General features: G+C 36.3%; 19 protein-coding genes. 11 read left to right on the forward strand and 8 right to left on the reverse strand.

The genetic code is table 11. The features are described 5' to 3' along the window. Positions 1 to 16 precede the first annotated feature (16 nt). Positions 17 to 709, forward strand: a complete 693-nt coding sequence (locus EHQ59_RS12185) for an LIC10067 family putative lipoprotein (protein ID WP_135619908.1) — start codon at positions 17 to 19, stop codon at positions 707 to 709. Here the strand turns inward: EHQ59_RS12185 and EHQ59_RS12190 are convergent. Next, positions 706 to 2,187 carry a hypothetical protein gene (locus EHQ59_RS12190; protein ID WP_135619909.1) on the reverse strand — a complete coding sequence of 494 codons (1,482 nt, stop codon included), beginning with the start codon at positions 2,185 to 2,187 and terminating at the stop codon, positions 706 to 708. The genes EHQ59_RS12185 and EHQ59_RS12190 overlap by 4 nt on opposite strands. Before the next feature lie 44 nt (positions 2,188 to 2,231). Then, a complete protein-coding gene (locus EHQ59_RS12195) occupies positions 2,232 to 2,582 on the reverse strand; it encodes a VOC family protein (protein ID WP_015677132.1) in 351 nt (116 codons plus the stop codon). A 139-nt stretch (positions 2,583 to 2,721) separates the two neighbouring features. Here EHQ59_RS12195 and EHQ59_RS12200 point away from each other — a divergent pair, with 139 nt between their 5' ends. After that, positions 2,722 to 3,186 (forward strand): hypothetical protein, encoded by a 465-nt coding sequence (locus EHQ59_RS12200; protein WP_244245511.1) that lies wholly within the window; start codon positions 2,722 to 2,724, stop codon positions 3,184 to 3,186. 3 nt (positions 3,187 to 3,189) lie between these two features. Continuing rightward, positions 3,190 to 4,110, forward strand: coding sequence for a hypothetical protein (locus tag EHQ59_RS12205; protein ID WP_135619911.1), 921 nt, complete (start codon positions 3,190 to 3,192; stop codon positions 4,108 to 4,110). Between the two features lie 28 nt (positions 4,111 to 4,138). On the opposite strand, the gene EHQ59_RS12210 is transcribed toward EHQ59_RS12205, so the two are convergent. Then, on the reverse strand, positions 4,139 to 5,362 hold the full coding sequence (locus EHQ59_RS12210; protein WP_135619912.1) for an MFS transporter: 1,224 nt from the start codon (positions 5,360 to 5,362) through the stop codon (positions 4,139 to 4,141). A gap of 87 nt (positions 5,363 to 5,449) precedes the next feature. On the opposite strand from EHQ59_RS12210, the gene EHQ59_RS12215 reads away from it, so the two are divergent. Next, positions 5,450 to 6,229, forward strand: coding sequence for an SDR family NAD(P)-dependent oxidoreductase (locus EHQ59_RS12215; protein ID WP_135619913.1), 780 nt, complete (start codon positions 5,450 to 5,452; stop codon positions 6,227 to 6,229). A 1-nt stretch (position 6,230) separates the two neighbouring features. Beyond that, positions 6,231 to 7,424, forward strand: coding sequence for a pyridoxal phosphate-dependent aminotransferase (locus tag EHQ59_RS12220; RefSeq protein ID WP_135619914.1), 1,194 nt, complete (start codon positions 6,231 to 6,233; stop codon positions 7,422 to 7,424). On the opposite strand, the gene EHQ59_RS12225 is transcribed toward EHQ59_RS12220, so the two are convergent. Together EHQ59_RS12225 and EHQ59_RS12230 are read right to left on the reverse strand one after the other, a co-directional pair. Beyond that, the gene (locus tag EHQ59_RS12225; RefSeq protein ID WP_135619915.1) at positions 7,406 to 8,374 is read right to left on the reverse strand and encodes a patatin-like phospholipase family protein; all 969 of its coding nucleotides are present in this window, start codon (positions 8,372 to 8,374) and stop codon (positions 7,406 to 7,408) included. The genes EHQ59_RS12220 and EHQ59_RS12225 overlap by 19 nt on opposite strands. After that, the gene (locus EHQ59_RS12230; protein WP_244245512.1) at positions 8,350 to 8,634 is read right to left on the reverse strand and encodes an LIC_11321 family protein; all 285 of its coding nucleotides are present in this window, start codon (positions 8,632 to 8,634) and stop codon (positions 8,350 to 8,352) included. The genes EHQ59_RS12225 and EHQ59_RS12230 overlap by 25 nt, the downstream gene beginning before the upstream one ends. Before the next feature lie 168 nt (positions 8,635 to 8,802). Here EHQ59_RS12230 and EHQ59_RS12235 point away from each other — a divergent pair, with 168 nt between their 5' ends. Continuing rightward, a complete protein-coding gene (locus EHQ59_RS12235; RefSeq protein ID WP_135619917.1) occupies positions 8,803 to 9,759 on the forward strand; it encodes a YjgN family protein in 957 nt (318 codons plus the stop codon). A 3-nt stretch (positions 9,760 to 9,762) separates the two neighbouring features. Further along, complete coding sequence (locus EHQ59_RS12240; RefSeq protein ID WP_135619918.1) at positions 9,763 to 10,959, forward strand: M48 family metallopeptidase; 1,197 nt, start codon at positions 9,763 to 9,765, stop codon at positions 10,957 to 10,959. Here the strand turns inward: EHQ59_RS12240 and EHQ59_RS12245 are convergent. Further along, the gene (locus EHQ59_RS12245) at positions 10,917 to 11,837 is read right to left on the reverse strand and encodes a GDP-mannose 4,6-dehydratase (protein ID WP_135619919.1); all 921 of its coding nucleotides are present in this window, start codon (positions 11,835 to 11,837) and stop codon (positions 10,917 to 10,919) included. The two genes, EHQ59_RS12240 and EHQ59_RS12245, sit on opposite strands and share 43 nt — an antisense overlap. A gap of 86 nt (positions 11,838 to 11,923) precedes the next feature. Between EHQ59_RS12245 and EHQ59_RS12250 the strand changes: the two genes are divergently transcribed. The 4 genes from EHQ59_RS12250 to EHQ59_RS12265 are packed head-to-tail and all read left to right on the forward strand — an operon-like array spanning position 11,924 to position 16,258. Continuing rightward, the gene (locus EHQ59_RS12250) at positions 11,924 to 12,937 is read left to right on the forward strand and encodes an LIC_10202 family protein (protein ID WP_135619920.1); all 1,014 of its coding nucleotides are present in this window, start codon (positions 11,924 to 11,926) and stop codon (positions 12,935 to 12,937) included. Position 12,938: 1 nt separating this feature from the next. Next, a complete protein-coding gene (locus EHQ59_RS12255) occupies positions 12,939 to 14,009 on the forward strand; it encodes a glycosyltransferase family 4 protein (protein WP_135619921.1) in 1,071 nt (356 codons plus the stop codon). Further along, the gene (locus EHQ59_RS12260; RefSeq protein ID WP_135619922.1) at positions 14,006 to 15,061 is read left to right on the forward strand and encodes a glycosyltransferase family 4 protein; all 1,056 of its coding nucleotides are present in this window, start codon (positions 14,006 to 14,008) and stop codon (positions 15,059 to 15,061) included. Before EHQ59_RS12255 ends, EHQ59_RS12260 begins: the two co-directional genes overlap by 4 nt. A gap of 3 nt (positions 15,062 to 15,064) precedes the next feature. Beyond that, on the forward strand, positions 15,065 to 16,258 hold the full coding sequence (locus tag EHQ59_RS12265; protein ID WP_135619923.1) for a glycosyltransferase family 4 protein: 1,194 nt from the start codon (positions 15,065 to 15,067) through the stop codon (positions 16,256 to 16,258). On the opposite strand, the gene EHQ59_RS12270 is transcribed toward EHQ59_RS12265, so the two are convergent. Both EHQ59_RS12270 and EHQ59_RS12275 read right to left on the reverse strand, forming a co-directional pair. Continuing rightward, positions 16,239 to 17,051: an inositol monophosphatase family protein gene (locus tag EHQ59_RS12270; protein WP_135619924.1), complete on the reverse strand. Its 813-nt coding sequence runs from the start codon at positions 17,049 to 17,051 to the stop codon at positions 16,239 to 16,241. The genes EHQ59_RS12265 and EHQ59_RS12270 overlap by 20 nt on opposite strands. Further along, positions 17,051 to 17,920: a DUF4870 domain-containing protein gene (locus EHQ59_RS12275; RefSeq protein ID WP_135619925.1), complete on the reverse strand. Its 870-nt coding sequence runs from the start codon at positions 17,918 to 17,920 to the stop codon at positions 17,051 to 17,053. The genes EHQ59_RS12270 and EHQ59_RS12275 overlap by 1 nt, the downstream gene beginning before the upstream one ends.

Here is a 17,920-nt window from a genome sequence, read left to right on the forward strand (position 1 = left end):
AATGGAAAGGGTAGTCATGAGAAGGATTTTATACACAATCGGATTCTCACTAGTGTTTGGAAACAGTTTTTCCTGCGTTAAGTCCTCATCCGAAGATCCTTTAGCAGCTCTTTTGACCTCTCCACCAGTGATCACTTCAGTGACTCCTCAAATCGGGACTCCTGCCCAAAACAATGCCAATGCAACCTATTCTGCAACCGAAGTGATCATCAAAGGAGAAAACTTTGGTGTGGATCCAGTTGTCCGCTTCAATGATCTTGTTGCGACGATCACAGCAAACTTTGGAACAGAACTATATACAAAGGTTCCTGACGGAGCATTTTCTGGTTATGTAACGGTCTCAAAATCAGGTGGGTCGTGTTTACCAAATTCGAAAACAGGGGTAAACTGTACAGGCACAGAATTTTTTGTCGATTGTTATGCGGTGACAAACAAACAATATGGACCCGAAATTGAATTAAAACAAGGACAAGGAATTTCTGTTGAGTATGACGGAAATGAAACCAAAGCGTTTCGAACCGATACTTTGTTAACCGAACGAAATTTAACCGTTGGCTGTGATAGTGTTGTGACAGTTCGTGTGTTTAGTCGTTCTTGCCAAGCCACAGATTATGTATTACAAAATAATCCGATCATTCCCTTTCCTGCTGGTGTCGCGACTCAATTTTACATCACTGCTGAATCAGTGACTTGTAGTTTTGTTCTCTAAAATGATTTGTTTTTCACAAATCGTTTGAATACAATCAAATTCGCAGCTCCCATCCATTCGTTCATATATTCTCTAAAAATTGTTTCTCTCGGTTTTGATGTTTTGATTTCAGAATCTAGTTCGTCATAATTTTTAATCGCCAGTTTTGATATTTCTTTGTATTTATCTTCGATTAGCTCTGTGATTTTTTTGAGTAATGCTAAATTGTTTTTTTCTTCGCCTACATTCGGTAAAATCACTTCATTCCAATAATCAATCACATGTTTTTTTACATACTCGCCTGGAATCACACGGATGACCTTTTTGCCATCACTTCCGCGAGCATGAACGTAACCAGTATTCACTTCCATCAGGAACTTTTTAGCGATCATATAAAAATGGGAAGGTCCTAAGTGAAATAAAAACACATATTTAAACTGAGTGGGTAACATCATATTCATCAAAATGATGTTTTCACAAAACGTAAAAAAATGTTTTAAAAAGTTTTGGTATTCTAATTCAAAATCATCAGCTGACTTACTTTTTTTTTCAATGCTCGTCATCGATCGAATCAATTCAGATCTTAAAACTTGTTCGTCGGCTCCGAGATGAGAATCTAAACTAATCGCAGTCTTAAATAAGGCTTTCTCAGCTTGGTATTTATCGATTTCATATCGAAAGAAATAGTGTTGGTCTGAGTTCCAAGAATACTTTCCATAGGCTTGGATATAGTTGAGCTCACCTTCCGCTTTTACTTTTTGTTTAATTGTTTTCCAATTGTCTTTGGTTTTTTCTTTATGATTTTTGATCACCTCTTCTGCTTGGTATTCAATTCCAGTATCTTCTGGTTCTAATTCTTTTGGTTTTTCATAAAGAGATTCATCAAAAACGGCGGACAAACGATACATTCCTTTGTCGCGGTACTTTGGTTTGGTGGGTTTAAATTCACTCAAACAATTTGGATTATCAATTTGAAGAATGAAACTCATTCGTTTGAGTAAAATTTCCAATGAGTTTAACTTTTCTAGTGCAGGCAAAATTCGATAATTTAATAATCCATTTTTTTGAAAGTCTAAATCAGTAAATTGATTGTTCAAAACAGAAGATCGTAATTTTTCCCAACCTTCTTTGGTTTCGATATAAAAATAACGTAACATTTCAAAGATCAAATGGAATTGGATAAATTCGTCACGATTATTATCTTCGATCTGTCTTGAGAAATAACGGGAATAGTCCTTTCTCACTTGCGCATAAATATGTTTTTCGTCTAAGTTAAAGATGATTTCTTTGATTTTTTTTTGAGATCTGTCGAGTTCTTGATCGAGAGTTTTTCGAAAGGAGAGAATTTCTCTTTTGTTTGCTTCTGTCAGTCCCGTACTGAGGAATTGTAAAAAACTCCCAACAATGTTTTGGAAATTATTTAAGAAGTAAACATATCCTTTTTTGAAATCAGAAATGGATTGAGTTTCAGGTCCACCCTCTTGGATCTCTAATGACATACCAAGAGGATGTTACGAAGAAAAGACTAAAAAAGCAACAGGTTTTAGTTGGAGTAAAAAATCTCGATTAAATTTTGGCTCGGGTCAGCAAAGGTAAGACTTTCTCCAGAATCAGTGCCTTCTGGTCCTTTGATGATTTTCACATTTTTTTCTTCCAATTCGCTGATGGCTTCTGTGAAATCATCCACATCCATCACGAAACTTAAAATAGGAAGGGATCGATCTGCGACCTCTGCCTTTACTAAACGAATGCGAAACGCATCGAGAGAAAGAATTGCCTCAGTAGCCTTCTTTGTCTCCACTTCGAAGTCAAAAATGTCCCGGTAAAAATCGATAGAGGTGTCGAGTTGGGAGACGGGGATACTGACGTGGCCAATGCCTTCTACAATAATCATAATGGAATTACACCTTCGTGAACTTTTCTGTCATCATGCTTGAAAAACCGGCTTTGTCGAGAAAAAAGCAATTTCCATCCAACAAACTCGCCTGTAAAATTTGAATTCCAATTCAAAGGTAGGAAAAAAGAATCAAATTATGAAAGTATTTCGGATTTCACTCCTCGTTTTTGCCTTTTTTGCCCTTTCCTGTAAGGAAGTCGTGGTTCCGTTTGACTCCAATCATGAAAAAATGGTGGAATCACTGTTTTCGAACAACCAATCCATCCTGGAAGTGTATTTACAAGAAAACCCAAAACCAGATTGGAAAGATTTTTCAAACTCAGTGTTAGCTTTGGTGACAAGTAACCATCCAAAATTAAAATCCTGGGGAGAAGCAATCCAAAGCCAAATCCCAAACAAGGAAACAGATTTAGATTCCAGTTACGAAAAAATTTCCAAAATCCAAGAAATATTGATTCAAATAAAAGCCGAAGTACCCAACCAATCGAAGTACAACCGTTTTTATTGCCCAATGGTCGATAAATCTTGGTTAATGACTGGAAAAGAAGTAAAAAATCCATACGCTCCCGAAATGAGAGATTGTGGAGAATTGATGCAATAATTCATGCCAAAATGTTTTTTAGGAACATCTTTATACGAAGCCTGCCCACCTAGTTGCAGGCATTCTTTCGCTAAACAAGATGTAGACGAAGATTGTATAGCAAAGAGCAAATTAGATGCTTTCCTGCAAGATAAAGTTACCTTTAAAATAGGTTTCTCTGCTTTTTCACAAATCCCCGCAAAAAATTTAGAAAAATTTCTTTGGTCAGGAAAAGACAATTTAGAACTGATCACCTATTTTTTATATATAGGTGAACCCACCCTAGTTCGTGAAATCATCGAATCATTTTCCAATCATACTTTAAGTTATTTATTTAAAGTAGATTTTGAAAATTATATGAACCTTCGTGAATCGTTAAAACGAGAAAAAACAATCAAACATATGTTTGATATTCGAAGTTTCAAATATTGGACTTTTGTTAGTTATTTACGAATTTGTGATTTGATTCAATACTTTGTAAGATATCTAAAAGAACCTGAGTATGCATGTCAGTTTTTAATTATTTTACCTTCAGAAGTAGTCTCTAACTTAACTAAATACACAGGACTTGATTTTGAAGAGGAAAAATCACTGTATACGGCTTTAGGAGATTCGATTTACGAACTTCCATTACAGTCTCCCAAAATTTATGATCACATGATGCAATTGTTTGCAGAAGATCCCGAAGTTTCTATCATCTTATCGACTATGGAAGAACTTGTACGCCGCCAAAATTTGATTTTAGAAACTAGTGCAAAATTACAATCCTATATCTCTGACCATCGGATTGATAAATACTTTCAGTATATATTTTCTGAATTAGGTGGAATTGAGATTGGTACGGCGGAAGAAATTTTAAACCAATTACTGGAAAAAAAAATGATCACAAGTTCTCAAAAACACATGATCATCGATTTTCTTGAAACTGGAAAATTAGAATTGTAGTATAATCTAACTTTAGTCAGTTCTTAATTTATCCCGCAATTTTGATTTTTTTTGCCAAATAAATACTAAACAACAAACTAAAAACAGAAATCATTCCCACAATTTCATAATTCTCAAAGATTTTATCCGAATTTTGTACCACGATGAGCCCTGCTACATAAGAAGCAGCTCCTGAGGCAATCTGTTGGATGGCAGAATTGACAGACATAAAACTTCCTCGGATCCTAGGTTCAACAGCAGAAGTCACCATAGCAAATGCAGGAACCATCCTACCAGATACAAAAATCATAAAGATTGTAGTCTTCACTAACACGATCGGTAAAGAAGTTTTTGTCATCGTAACAACGGCAATGACGGGAAGAATTGCGATCACTGTAACAATTTGGTATATGAAAAATTTTCCATGTCGATCAGCCAATTTTCCGATGTATCTACTCGTAAAAAAAGTCGCAAGTCCACCAAATAAGTAGATATAAGGAATCTGTTTCATCGATAATCCAACATTAGAAACCAAAAATGGACTTAGGAAAGGAATTACGGTAAAACCACCGAACATCAAAAAAACCATAAATAAAAATGGAGCAAAGTGTTCTTTCTTTCGCAAAACTTCGAGTAACGACTTCACTTGACTCTGTTTCACTCTTACATCTGAATCTAAATGATACCTGATAGAAGGTAATAGTTTATAAGCAAAAGGTAATATCAAAAATCCAGCAATGCCGAGAGAAAGAAAAGGAATGTGCCATCCAAAACGTCCTGCCAGTTCCAATCCAAAAGGAACACCGACAACAGAGGCAACGGAGAAAGAACCCATCACCACACCAGTTGCTGTTCCCCTACGAAACACAGGAATGATATCACCTATGATCGAAAGAACTGTTGCACCAATCATTCCACCGAATCCACCAGCAATGATCCGAGCGATGAGTAAAAAAGTATAAGTATCAGCAAAGGCACATAAAAAAGTTCCAAAAGAAAATCCAAAGAATAAAACAAGTAAACTCAATTTGCGATCAAAGGAATCCAAAAACAAAGCACCCAAAAGCCCAAAGATTCCCGCACTAATGGAATAAGAAGATACTAACAGACCAAAAGCTGCTGCATCAATTTTGAAACTTTCCATAAATACAGGGCCAAGTGGCATCATGATAACAAAATCTAAAACATGTAAAAACTGCAAACTTGCTAGGATAAAAATGATAGCTCTTTCTTTTTGAATGGTATGAAGCGGATGAGTTAAAGGTTGGCTCATAAAACGATCATTGACCAGGTGGTCAAAAATGCCAAAACAATTTAATTATGAATTGCCAAGTTTTCGAAATTGAAATAAATTTCTCTAATGAAATATGTTTTAATTACTGGCGCTTCTACTGGTCTTGGAAAAGATTTTGCCCTTTCTTTGGCAAAAATGGGTTATTCTCCTGTTTTAGTGGCAAGAAATGTTGACCGTCTCAAAAGTCTTGCTTCCGAAATCAAACTCAAATTCGGAATCGATTCCGTTGTGATTGCTGAAGATTTAGCGAAAGCAAATGCAGCAGAAAAAGTTTATAAAGCAGTTAAAAAATTAAAACTTCCAATCAGCGTATTAGTGAACAATGCGGGTTATGGTTTAAACGGTGAGTTCCATAAAAACTCATTTGAAGAAGAATCTAAAATGATCCAATTGAACGTAACAACATTAGCGGAATTTTGCCATCTATTTTTACAAGATATGGTTGCAAATAACGAAGGTTATATTCTGAACGTTGCTTCCACAGCGGCATTCCAACCTGGTCCAATGATGACAAATTATTATGCGACCAAAGCATACGTTCTTTCGTTAAGCGAAGGATTAGCAGAAGAAGTAAAAGATTATGGAGTCACTGTGTCATGCCTTTGCCCAGGACCTACTAAAACTGAGTTTTTCGAAAGAGCTAAAATGTCAGGAAGTAAACTCGTTCAGTCTTCTATTTTAGCAATGAACTCAGAAGATGTTGTTGCGATCGGAATTAAAGCTCTCTTTGGAAAACGTGTTGTCAAAATTCCTGGAATTATCAATTTTATTTTAGCAGAATCAGTTCGTTTCACACCGAGATTTCTGATTCGTAAAATTGCAAAATCTTTAAACAAAGTTGGATGATTTGAACAATCACTCGTTTTCTATTTCCAATCGCTTTCAATTATTAGGTGAATTGGAAACGGAAAATGATATCTATGTTACCAAACAAAAACTCATCCATTCCGGAAAACAAATCCTCGATTTAACCATCTCCAATCCAACACAAGTAGGATTGGAGTTTCCACCTTCTGTTTTGACTCATATTTTATCCAATCTCAATGTCAGCGTTTATGATCCCATCCCTGAAGGATTAGAATCGGTTCGGTCTGAAATAGCGGCCGAATATAGAAAACGTGGAATTTTAGCTGAACCCAACCAGTTTCACCTAACAGCAAGCACATCAGAAGCATATTCTTTTTTATTTAAATTATTAACCAATCCTGGTGATGAAGTTCTCACTCCAAATCCAGGTTACCCACTGTTTCATTTTCTCATTGGTTTAGAAAACTTAAAAGAAGTCCATTACCAACTGAAAGTGGATCCAAACACCGGGTTATGGATCTATGACGCGGAAACCATTGCAGGTTCCATCAGCACCAAAACAAAAGCCATCATCCTTGTGAGTCCCGCAAATCCAACAGGTTCAAAAACGACAGAAACGTTTTGGAAGGAATGGGAATCCTTTGGTATCAACATACCGATCATCATCGATGAAGTGTTTGAACCTTATGATTTTACAGGGGAACCTCATCACCTACCTAGTGTTCCGAAATACCCTGTTTTTGTGTGTCATGGTTTTTCAAAACTATTGGCTTTACCACAAACAAAGTTGGCTTGGATTTTGAATCTTTCACCAGAACCAAGTTTTTCCAAAATGCAAAAAAGTTTAAGTTTTATAGCGGATTCCTACCTCTCGGTAAATTCGATAATCCAATTAGCAACAAAAGAACTTTTGCCTTGGAAATCCATGGTCCAAAATAGGATTCGAACAAGAGTTATGCGAAATTCGGCAGTTTGTTTGGAATTTGTAAACGCTTGTCCTCTGGCCAAAAAAATACCTGGAACCGAAGCTGGTTGGTATTTCCTAATCGAATTGGACATGGATCAAAAAGTGGAAACTTTGGTATTAGAAATTTTAAACAAAACAGGAGTTTTTGTCCAACCTGGTTCCTGGTATGGATTTTCGCATAACAGGTGTATTCTTATAATCAGCCTCATCACAGAGGAAGAAACCCTCGAAAAAGGATTCAGCTTACTTCAAGACTTTCTCAAATAATTAATAATCTCAGTTTTTTTTGCCAGAGCGTCTGCTTTCCCCAATTCATACGTTTCACGAACCCCTTTGGGATTTGTATAATCAAACGAAGTGATAGGAAGTGGTCTCGATGGTGTGATGAGAAAGGAACGAGCAAGTAACTCCGGATCTTTCCCAACGATTGTATTGGGTTCGTAATGGATCCCAATGATCTTTGCATTGGGTGAAAACGATTCAATCATCATATTATTGGTGAGTCCACCATCTAAGTAGTATTCATTGCCTACAGATTGGAAGTCAACGATAGGTGGGATGGAAGAAGAGTTCATGATGAATTGTTCAATGATTTCTGGATTCACAAAATCTTTTTCCGTAAAATCCACATCTTCCATATTCCATTTTTTAATCATCTCAGCGGTACGATTGGCTGGAATTCCTTCGGACCTATCCCTATCATCCAACAAAAAGGCTCTACCCGTTTCTGAAATCAAACGAGCCAAACGAAATTTGTTTTTTAAGGAATCCTCTTTGGGATGGGCTTTGACGGAATGGATCCAAATTTTTGCACCTGAGTCGAGGACACGATCAAACCTCATTCCAAACCGAATGGTTCGTCTGTACATATCTTCATGAGGAAAGGTGGATTCTCCTCTCAAGAGATTGGAAAAATGAAAATTGCGAGAATTTCGTTTGGTAATTTCTTCGAAGTATTCTACCGATTCTTCTTCTGTTTGGGAAAGGATACAAAGTGCCATAGCAGCCCCTGCGGACACACCCGACAATTCGGTAAATCGTACACCCCACTCCCGTAGAGTTTTCCCTACACCTAAAGCGTAAAACGCCTTACATCCACCACCTGCAATGGCAAGAGATGCGTCATACGATGGAAAAATTTTGACTAATGTTTGTAATACTTGATCACGGACACCCATAAATTCGGCAAATTCTAATCCCCTTCCCAACGAAAGCATAGTGTATTGTTTTCTCCCAGAAATCTGTCAAAATACAAACTCGCACGACAATCTTCTTCCGTAGCTAGAAAGAAGTCATACCCTCCCGCGGGGTATTTGATTTTACAACAACCTTTTTTGTCTTTTCGGTCTGGTGGTTGCCTAACTGACTTATCCTGCCCTTTTAAGTCACCAAAAGTTGGTGGTAATTCTTGCCTTGGGTCAGAAAAGACTCCTGTTACACTGAAGAGACAAAGGAAAATAACAAAGAGTTTACGCATTCTGTACAAGTAGACTTTAAGAGGAAAGGACATGTTCTTTGAATCCCAAAAAAAAGTGAATTGTGTTCAACCGTATAAACTGTATTTCTAATGGATAGGAAATATTTTTCTTTACCCTTTTGAATCATAAACTATAATCTGCACACTAATCATCCTTTGGGGAAATCAATGAGCAACACAAGACTACAATACCACGCCACAGGCGGACAACTCTTCATACTCTTTTTGAAGAATATGTTTCTAACAGTAGTGACTTTGGGGATCTATAGCTTTTGGGCAAGAACCAACATCCAAAAGTTTATGGCAGAAAATTTAGAATGGGCAGGTGAACGTTTCTCCTTCCATGGAACAGGAAAAGAAAGATTCATCGGATTTTTAAAAGCCGCTGGAATTTTTATCGTACTTTACATTGCAAGTATGATCATCCTTTGGATCGTCGGGAAAATTCCCGTTCCTTACCTCGCAACCATTGTGGGTATCGCGATCTACGTTGCAGTTGTTTTGGCATTAGTTCCCATCGTCATCGTTGGTGGCCGTAAGTACATGACTTCTCGTACTGGTTACCGAAACTTACGTTTTGGTTTTGACGGTAAAATTATCGAAGTTGCTAAAATTTACGGAAAAGGAATTTTACTCACCATCGTAACACTTGGGATTTATTATCCTTGGTTTTTTGCAGAAAAAGAAGCATACATCCAAAGCAAAACTCGATATGGAAATACTAATTTTGGATTCTCTGCAGAAGGTAAGGAAATTTTCTTTTTATACCTCAAAGGAGTCTTGTTAAGCATTGTTACTCTTGGGATTTACTACGCTTGGTTTTTAGCAGACGTTCAAAATTACATTTGGAACCGCACAAGTTTCCAAGGGAAAAAGTTTCGTTCTGATATTACTGGTGGAAAGATTTTTGTGAATTTTCTGATCGCTTATTTAATCATTCTCTTCACATTAGGTATTGGATTTGCTTGGGCCGTAGTTCGATTGACAAAACTTTTCATCGAATCTGTGAGTTTAGAAGCAGAAGTTGATTTTTCAACGATTTCTGCCCAACCAGATACAAAGGCAAATGCGACAGCGGAAGGATTGGAAGCACTTGCAGAAACTCTAGAAGCCTTCCTATCATAAACTTTGATTCAAAACCAAACATTTACATCACGATATTTTAATGGTGTATCAGCGGTCCCTGAAGAAGGGACCGTTCTTGTCAACGGACAAACCATTCAATTTACATCTGCCGATACCAACCATAAAATCAGTTTATCCCAATTTACCGAATTCCATCGGACGCATAACGGCTGTAAACTTATCTTATTACCAGACGAAATTAAGGAAAGTCCCACTTTAGAGATCTTTTGTACAAAAGAAGAAACAAAACTCTTAGAAAAAACTTGGATCCAAAACAAAAAATCCCAGAGCCATGCAAGTGCCTTTTTTTATTCCATTCGGGAAATGAATCCCATTGTCCTTGGACTTTTATCATTATTCGTTGTTTCTGTTGTGGGATTTTTTTACTTCAAAGGGTTGGAACTTGTCACAAATTTTATTCCTCTATCGATGGACAAATCCTTAGGTGATTCAGTTCAATTGAAGATGGAAACTCAATTCGAAGCTTGTGATTCCAAAGCAACAGATCGATTTTTTTCCGAAGCCCTCAAACAAATTGTTCCGAGTGATAGCAAACACCAATTCCAAGTTTCAGTGATTGGTTCGCCCATCCCAAATGCCTTTGCTTTATCCAATGGTAAAATTTATTTTTTCTCCGGATTACTGAATGAAGCCAAATCACAAGAAGAAGTGATTGGTGTCCTCGCACACGAAATTGCACATGTGGAAAAAAGACACCATATGCGTAACCTAGTCAAAGCAGGTGGAACGTCTCTTGCGATCAGTTTGGTTGTAGGCCCTGGACTTGGGAATATGGAATTTTTAGAAACACTCACTGAAATTGGTTCCACAATTTTAGTGTTAAAATTTTCAAGAGACTTTGAAACGGAAGCGGACAAAACCTCCATCGAATATTTGAAATCAAAAAATTTGTCAACCGATGGTTTACTCAGTTTTTTCCAAAGAATGGAAGAAATGGAAAAAGGTGAAAATGAATCGGAAGAAACAGATTCGGCGACAAATGCAAAAGAAGAAACTTCTACCGCAACCCAAATTACCGATTTTCTCAGCACTCACCCTGCGACAAAAGAAAGAATGAAAACGTTAGAATCTTTGATTCAAAAAGGAAAAAAAGGTACGATCAAAAAAATTGTATCTGATTCCACTTGGAAAGAAGTTCAATCGACTTGTTTAGATTTCAAAAAGTCTGATTCTAAATAATCATAAATCTCTTTCAAGGTTTCGCTTAAGCTATGTTTGGTTTTCCAACCCAAAGCTTTGAGTTTAGTGTTATCTCCGTACACTTTTGAAGTTTCTGAAACTCGAACTCGACTTTCATCGACAACAAAACGAATTTCTTCTCCAGAAAATTTCACAAGTGTTTCCACCATAAATCGTATACTTCGTTCTTCTCCAGAACAAATATTATAAATTTCACCAGTCTCACCTTTTTCAATGAGAGTGAGATAACCATCTACAATGTCTTTTACATGAGAAAAATCTCGTGTTGGTTGTAAATCACCAACTGAAATTTCTTTTTTTCCTGCATACTTGGCTTGGATGATTTGAGAACAAAAATTGGGGATCACAAATTCTTTTCTTTGGCCGATTCCAATGTGATTGAACGGTCGTGCGATCACCACCGAGACATAGGTACTATACTCTGCGTATTGGCGACAATAAGATTCAGCAGCCAACTTACTCCCTGCATATGGATTCACTGGGTTAGGTAATAAAGTTTCCGAAAGTGGTAAGGCATCTATGTTTTGTTTTCCATAAACATCTGCCGAAGATACATATAACATCTTACAAGGTTTTTGTAATCGATGTAATGTTTCTAAAAGGTTTAGGGTTCCACCAACATTGATGCTTTCGGTTTCCCATGGATTTTCGATCGCATTGGGAACAAAGGCTTGGGCCGCTAAATGGATTAAAATATCGGGTTGGACTTTTTTTAACTGATTATTAACGGTTTCTAGGTCACGAATGTCACCTTGAAAACAATGGATTTCGTGATTCCCTTGGGATTCGAGTGCTGGAAGGAGATAACTTCCCACAAATCCGCTGGCTCCGGTGACTAAAGTTTGTTTTTTTTTCATAGAAAAGGGAATTTTCTGATCTGACCCTAAGATTTAGTTGCCATTCTCCCAATTTTTCAAATCCTCTCAACAAAAGAAAGAAAACTGTGGAAGACAAAAAGAATTTCAATCCATCCCCCTTTGTCGCAATCCGTGACCCACAGATCAACGTACAAGAAATTGTAGAAACTTTGGAATCCAAGATTCCACTCGACCCCAACCATCCCAGGGATTGGTCCGAACTCACAAAAATCAGTTATAAACCAGAGTCACCACTAGGCTTTCGTAAGTTTGATCCTGCTGGCACCGCGCATTTATTTGAAAAAGGAATTTCGAGTCCTAAATTTTCCAATCCTAAGTTTTGGTACATCCGCGGGCCAATTAAGTTCATCATCAATCGTTTGGTTTCTCTTTATGGACAGATCGACAAAAAACTTTCTGAAAATCGAATCCGAGCTTTTTTCTCTGTTTTACATGAATTAGTGCGCCTTAGCAAACGTATGGAACAAATGGAAAGAAGGTTTGATGGGTTTTACAGGGACCATCTTTTACATTCTGACGGAAATAATTCCCCTAACTTTAGTTGGGCGACTTCTTCCTACTTTGTAGATGCAGGAATGAATCCCAATTGGCAATTGGTGATTGATGATTTAAAAACCACAAAACAAGTAATGGTTTTATTTCCAGAGTGGGGAGAACTTTTAAAAGAGTTTTCAATCTCTAAAATTCCTTTTCATTCGATCACTACAAATGAAAATCAATATAACTTAATCAAAAGTAAAATTTCTCAGAACATAAGTTATACGGAATCGCTATTTCCTCTTTTACAAAAAAATATCCAAAACAAAGATGTAGTGGTATATGTTTCTCTGAACAAGTTCCCTTCTTTTGCCTTAGAACGATTGTTTGCAGAAATTTCTTCTATCATGAAGGAAGGGTATCATCTTTATTTTTCTATATCGATTGTTCCTGAGAAAACAAATCGACCTTTCCGTGACCTACAAGTCACAGAGATTCAATTAGATTTCCTTCCTAGTTATTTGCATAGTTTAGGTTTTACTTCACCAAGAGACTTGTCTGTCTCAGAAGACACTAAGGTTTTCCGTTATACAAAATTCTAAGATGAATGTATTTCAACATCTAGATGAATTAAAAGATTCTGATGGTGTCGGAAATGATGCAATCGGACTTTCTGAAGTCTTTCTGTCGTTAGGATACAAAACACATTTCATTACAAGGCTTCCTAGAAAAGGAAAGCCTTTGCTTAGTACCTTTCATTTAGTGGATGAGTTCCATCACCCTACAAATCAAAACGATATTCATATACTACATTATGGTGGTGCAGGTTACCCATACCACTTATTCCAAAATTTACCTGGAACCAAAATTTTAAGATTCCATAATGTGACGCCCGCTAAATTTTATGAGCACACGACAACCGAAGATATTTTCCATGCCATGGAAAAGTTTGAATCTTTATCCTTTTTGGAACTGGCAAGTTTATCTATTTTTTGTGATTCTATCTGGTGTGATTCTCAGTTTAATTTTGAAACCATTAGTGGATATGAGTTTCGTAACCCCTATGTGATTCCGATTTGCAAAACCTACCAAAAACTCCCACGAAAAAATGACATTTCACATAACAACTATTCAATCGCATTTATAGGTAGATATTCTCCTCAAAAAAAATGGGAAGACTTAATCACATTTTTTTCCTATTGGGTTAAGGAATTTCCAGATGCAAACTGTTATTGTATTGGATCGATCATTGGTGCTTTTGATGGATATTTTGATCGTTTAACAGAACTTGTACGAAAATTTCACTTAGAAAACAAAGTTCAATTCTTGATGGGTAAGTCAGATTCGGAAGTATTATCTATTTTACATGAGTCTAGTGCCTTTGTCTCCATGAGTGAACACGAAGGATTTTGCCTTCCGATTTTAGAAGCATTTGGTTGTGGTATCCCCGTTTTTGCTTTTGGTGTTGGCGCAATCCCAGGTACCATGCGAGAAGGTGGAAAATTGTTTTTTGAAAAAGACTATCCAAGTTTAGTACAAATGATCAAAAACAATTTGAGTGAAAAAGATCTTTGTGCACAAATGATACAAAACCAATATAAGGTATTGGATGATTACAATCATTTTCCTTTTGCGAAAGAGATTTCTGACATCTTAATCAGTGGTATCAAATGAATATTCACCAATTCTCAGCTGGATTTCAATTAGGTGATGCGATCTCACAAGAAATGTTGGAAATCAAACGTTTGCTCGCAAAAGAAAATTACGAAGGCAAAATTTATGCCGAAAACGTTTTTTCTAGCGATCGAAAATATGCCGAAAAAATCACAAAAGCGAAAATCAAACCAAATGATGTCATTGTTTATCATCATTCCATCCATTCCAAAGTACTTGATTTTCTGTTACAATTTCCCAATAAAAAGATTCTCATTTATCATAATGTAACACCAGAAAATTTTTTTGAACCCTATGACTTACGATTCAGTTATTTACTGCGTAAAGGAAGAGAAGATTTAGAAATCATCAGAGAACATTTCCAACATTCTTTTGCCGTTTCTCAATTTAATTTAAATGAACTCATTCACTTAGGATTCAAACAATCCAGGATTTTCCCTTTACATCTAAATTTTCAAAAATGGAATTTAGGTTCCTTAGATCAGAAAACAAAGGTAAAATCCTTTCAAAATCCTTCTTTTTTGTTTGTCGGTCGCATAGCACCCAATAAACGACAAGATGATTTAATTCGTTTTGCAAGGACATGGAAATCTACTTATGGAAATCAATTTTCACTTAGGATGTTAGGATTTTGTAATCCAGACCAACAGTCTTATTTAGACGAACTCAATTTTATGATTTCCCAACTTGATTTACAAGAAGAAGTAAAAATCATTTCGTATGTAGATGAATCCATGTTAAAAAAGATTTATTTTGAAAGTAATTTGTTTTTATCTATGAGTGAACATGAAGGTTTTTGTGTACCATTGATGGAAGCTATGCATTTCCAATTGCCCGTCGTTGCTTATTCGGCTGGCGCCGTACCAGAAACATTAGGTGATGCTGGTATTCTATTCCAAACTAAAGATTTTGATTTATTGGCAAAGGAAATAGACAAAATCTTTCAAAATATTGAATTTAGAAACTCAATTCTCTATCAACAAAACCAACGTTTGGATTTGTATCTAAAATCTACTAGCATCTTACCTTTATTAGAAGTGATCAAAAGTTAATTTATGGCTAATATTTTATTCATCACTCCAAGGTTTTTGCAAAATGCATCCGGAGGTGCAGAAAAACTAACTTCGGATTATGTAAATATTTTATCGGAATCCCATGATGTCACGGTAATCACAAGTGCCGCCAAAAACTATGTAACTTGGAAAAATGAATTCAAACCTGGACTAACAGAAGAGAGCCAATATAAAATCATTCGTTTCGCAGTAGAAAAAACTCGCAATATCAATCAGATGAATTTGGTATTAGATCGCTGTTTACGAAGAGGGGATTCTGTATCCATGAAAGACCAAATGTCTTTTCTCGAGGAACAAGGCCCTTTTTGTCCCCTGTTAGTGGAATATGTTTCAAAACACCAATTTGATTATGATTTGGTGATTCTTGTAGGTTATTTGTATTATCCTGTAGTTCTCAGCATCCCTTTATTAAAGGTTCCATTTGTGATTGTTCCAACATTTCACGATGAGCCAGCCTTTCGTTTGCCTATATACCGCCAAACGTATTTGAGCCATTATACTTATAGTTTTAATGCTCCTGAAGAAATGGATGTGTATGAATCTTACCACCGCCAAAAAGTGAATTCCTATTTTTTGATTGGAACGTTTGTCGAAGATCCTATTTCCGAAAATCAAAAATCAAATTCGACGATCACTAGGGATTCATCGAAAGAGAATCATCAACTCATTACTATTGGTAGAATTGAACCAGCAAAAGGATATCCAGAGTTATTCGAACAGTATCATCACTGGAAACAACTTAATCACAGAACGGATGTGACGTTAAAATGTTTAGGATCTGTATTTTCAATGGATGTATCTCACAACAAAGAAATTCAATTTCCTGGTTTTGTTTCAGAAGAAGAAAAAGTAGCAGAAATTCAGAATTCGTATTTATTACTCAATCCATCTGCCTATGAAAGTTTTTCGATATCCATTATGGAATCTTGGCTCCAAGAAAAACCAGTACTTGTGAATGCAAAGTCTTCTGTGATGAGAGGACATTGTATTCGAAGCCAAGGTGGATTGTATTATTCCGATTCTAATTCCTTCCAACGGATGTTAGATTATCTTTTAGAAAATCAATCAATTGCAAATAAAATGGGGAAAAATGGAAGAAAGTATGTCCTCACCAATTTTTCCAAAGATGTGATCAAAACAAAACTCAACCAAATGGTTAATACACTACTCGGTTGATTTGTCCTTCAAATTCTGCAAGAAGGTATTCGTGGACATAACCATTACTTGCGAGTAAACTTGGGATCATAATCGAAAAATCGTTTCCATCCATCGAAGTTAACTTACCTTTCGCTTCCATCACAATGAGTCCTGCAGCAGCCATATCCCAAGGTTTTAGTCCCAATTCATAATATCCTTCAAACTTTCCTTCAGCTAACCAACATAAATCGAGAGTAGCGGCACCGGTACGACGAATTCCACGCGATTTTTGTAAAATAGATTTATAATATTGCATGAGAGTATCCAAAGACAAATTCCGATCGTAAGGAAATCCAGTGACAAAAAGAGAATCTTTCATCGTTTTTGTTTGGGAAACTTGGATTTGTTTTTTTTCACGGAAGGCACCTTGACCTTTGATGGCATGGTAATATGTATTCAGTTCTGGAAAAAATACCATACCAATCACTGGTGCCATTGAATCTGTTTCTACAACACCTACTGACACTCCATACAAAGGCAATCCGTGAGTATAATTTGTAGTTCCATCTAATGGATCAATCACCCAAGTAAAACCAGATGTTCCAGGAATGGCCTCTCTTTCTTCTGAAAGGATTCCATCTAAAGGAAAGTTTTTTTGGATTTCATCCAAAATCATGGATTCCGCTTTTAGATCCGCTTCTGTGACTAGGTTGTATAAACTTTTTTCATCAACTTTTAAGTTGGTTTCCTTGTGTTTTTGCACAAGGAAGTCTGCCACGTTTGGTAAAAAATTTAAAAAATGATAAGAACGGTCATGTAATTCTGATAACATCAATACCCACCAAATTCGATGTTTTTCTTCATGGCGGTGATCTCAACATCTAAATTTAGGGTTTCATCTGCTTTCAGTTTATTTCTGACTTGTTCTGTTGTTTTGATTACTTCGCTTAACAATGAATTGAGTTCGGATTTTCTTTTTTCTGAATCAGTTGTATTGGCGTTTTGGCTTACACGAATGTATTGGCTCATGATCTTGGAAACGGTTTCCGGAAAATAATTCAGAAACTGTTTTGCTTTCCGATAGGAAAGAGGATCTTCTGCTAATTTCACACGTAAGTCAGATAAGGAATGTAAGTATTCATTACACAGACCTTGTAAGTTAACGTCTGTTAACAATTTTGCATCTTTTTCAGTGGACAAGCGGAATTCGTCGAGTTTTTCCATTTGCGTTTTGTATTCGGAAAACTCAACTTTATCTTCGAATTTTTTCTTCAATTCATTCCAATTTTCTTTGGTTTGATTGGATGAAAAGAGTAATGGAAAAAAACTAAATGGATAATGGTGTGGTTTTCCAATCGTTGTGCGGAAAATCGCGATTCCCAAAAACACTACATGAAGAAAAGCCATAAACACATAGGAAAACACAAGTAAAACACGATCATCTCCGAATTTAGTCCCAAATCCAAAGTATCCAAGTGACAAAAGAGCTTGTAAATAAATCGCTTCTAATGATTGTTTGGCGGAATAGGAAGATTTGTTACGAGATAACCACATCACAAATGGATACACCATTGCACCAAGTGACGAGATATAAAATGGAAAAGGCAATAATGCCATAGGATACGTGAGTAACGTAGAAATATGGGCACGTCTGGCCCATTTTTTCTCTTCTTGATTTTGTTCTAATTGTACGTCTGTCAT

The organism is Leptospira kemamanensis, from assembly GCF_004769665.1.
GTDB lineage: Bacteria > Spirochaetota > Leptospiria > Leptospirales > Leptospiraceae > Leptospira_A > Leptospira_A kemamanensis.

Coding starts and splice junctions, on each gene's coding strand:
- EHQ59_RS12235 (WP_135619917.1), top strand. CDS start 8,803: ATGAGCAACACAAGACTACAATACCACGCCACAGGCGGACAACTCTTC.
- EHQ59_RS12205 (WP_135619911.1), top strand. CDS start 3,190: ATGCCAAAATGTTTTTTAGGAACATCTTTATACGAAGCCTGCCCACCT.
- EHQ59_RS12230 (WP_244245512.1), bottom strand. CDS start 8,634: ATGCGTAAACTCTTTGTTATTTTCCTTTGTCTCTTCAGTGTAACAGGA.
- EHQ59_RS12255 (WP_135619921.1), top strand. CDS start 12,939: ATGAATGTATTTCAACATCTAGATGAATTAAAAGATTCTGATGGTGTC.
- EHQ59_RS12225 (WP_135619915.1), bottom strand. CDS start 8,374: ATGCTTTCGTTGGGAAGGGGATTAGAATTTGCCGAATTTATGGGTGTC.
- EHQ59_RS12200 (WP_244245511.1), top strand. CDS start 2,722: ATGAAAGTATTTCGGATTTCACTCCTCGTTTTTGCCTTTTTTGCCCTT.
- EHQ59_RS12215 (WP_135619913.1), top strand. CDS start 5,450: ATGAAATATGTTTTAATTACTGGCGCTTCTACTGGTCTTGGAAAAGAT.
- EHQ59_RS12245 (WP_135619919.1), bottom strand. CDS start 11,837: ATGAAAAAAAAACAAACTTTAGTCACCGGAGCCAGCGGATTTGTGGGA.
- EHQ59_RS12195 (WP_015677132.1), bottom strand. CDS start 2,582: ATGATTATTGTAGAAGGCATTGGCCACGTCAGTATCCCCGTCTCCCAA.
- EHQ59_RS12270 (WP_135619924.1), bottom strand. CDS start 17,051: ATGTTATCAGAATTACATGACCGTTCTTATCATTTTTTAAATTTTTTA.
- EHQ59_RS12265 (WP_135619923.1), top strand. CDS start 15,065: ATGGCTAATATTTTATTCATCACTCCAAGGTTTTTGCAAAATGCATCC.
- EHQ59_RS12185 (WP_135619908.1), top strand. CDS start 17: ATGAGAAGGATTTTATACACAATCGGATTCTCACTAGTGTTTGGAAAC.
- EHQ59_RS12260 (WP_135619922.1), top strand. CDS start 14,006: ATGAATATTCACCAATTCTCAGCTGGATTTCAATTAGGTGATGCGATC.
- EHQ59_RS12190 (WP_135619909.1), bottom strand. CDS start 2,187: ATGTCATTAGAGATCCAAGAGGGTGGACCTGAAACTCAATCCATTTCT.
- EHQ59_RS12210 (WP_135619912.1), bottom strand. CDS start 5,362: ATGAGCCAACCTTTAACTCATCCGCTTCATACCATTCAAAAAGAAAGA.
- EHQ59_RS12275 (WP_135619925.1), bottom strand. CDS start 17,920: ATGACAGACGTACAATTAGAACAAAATCAAGAAGAGAAAAAATGGGCC.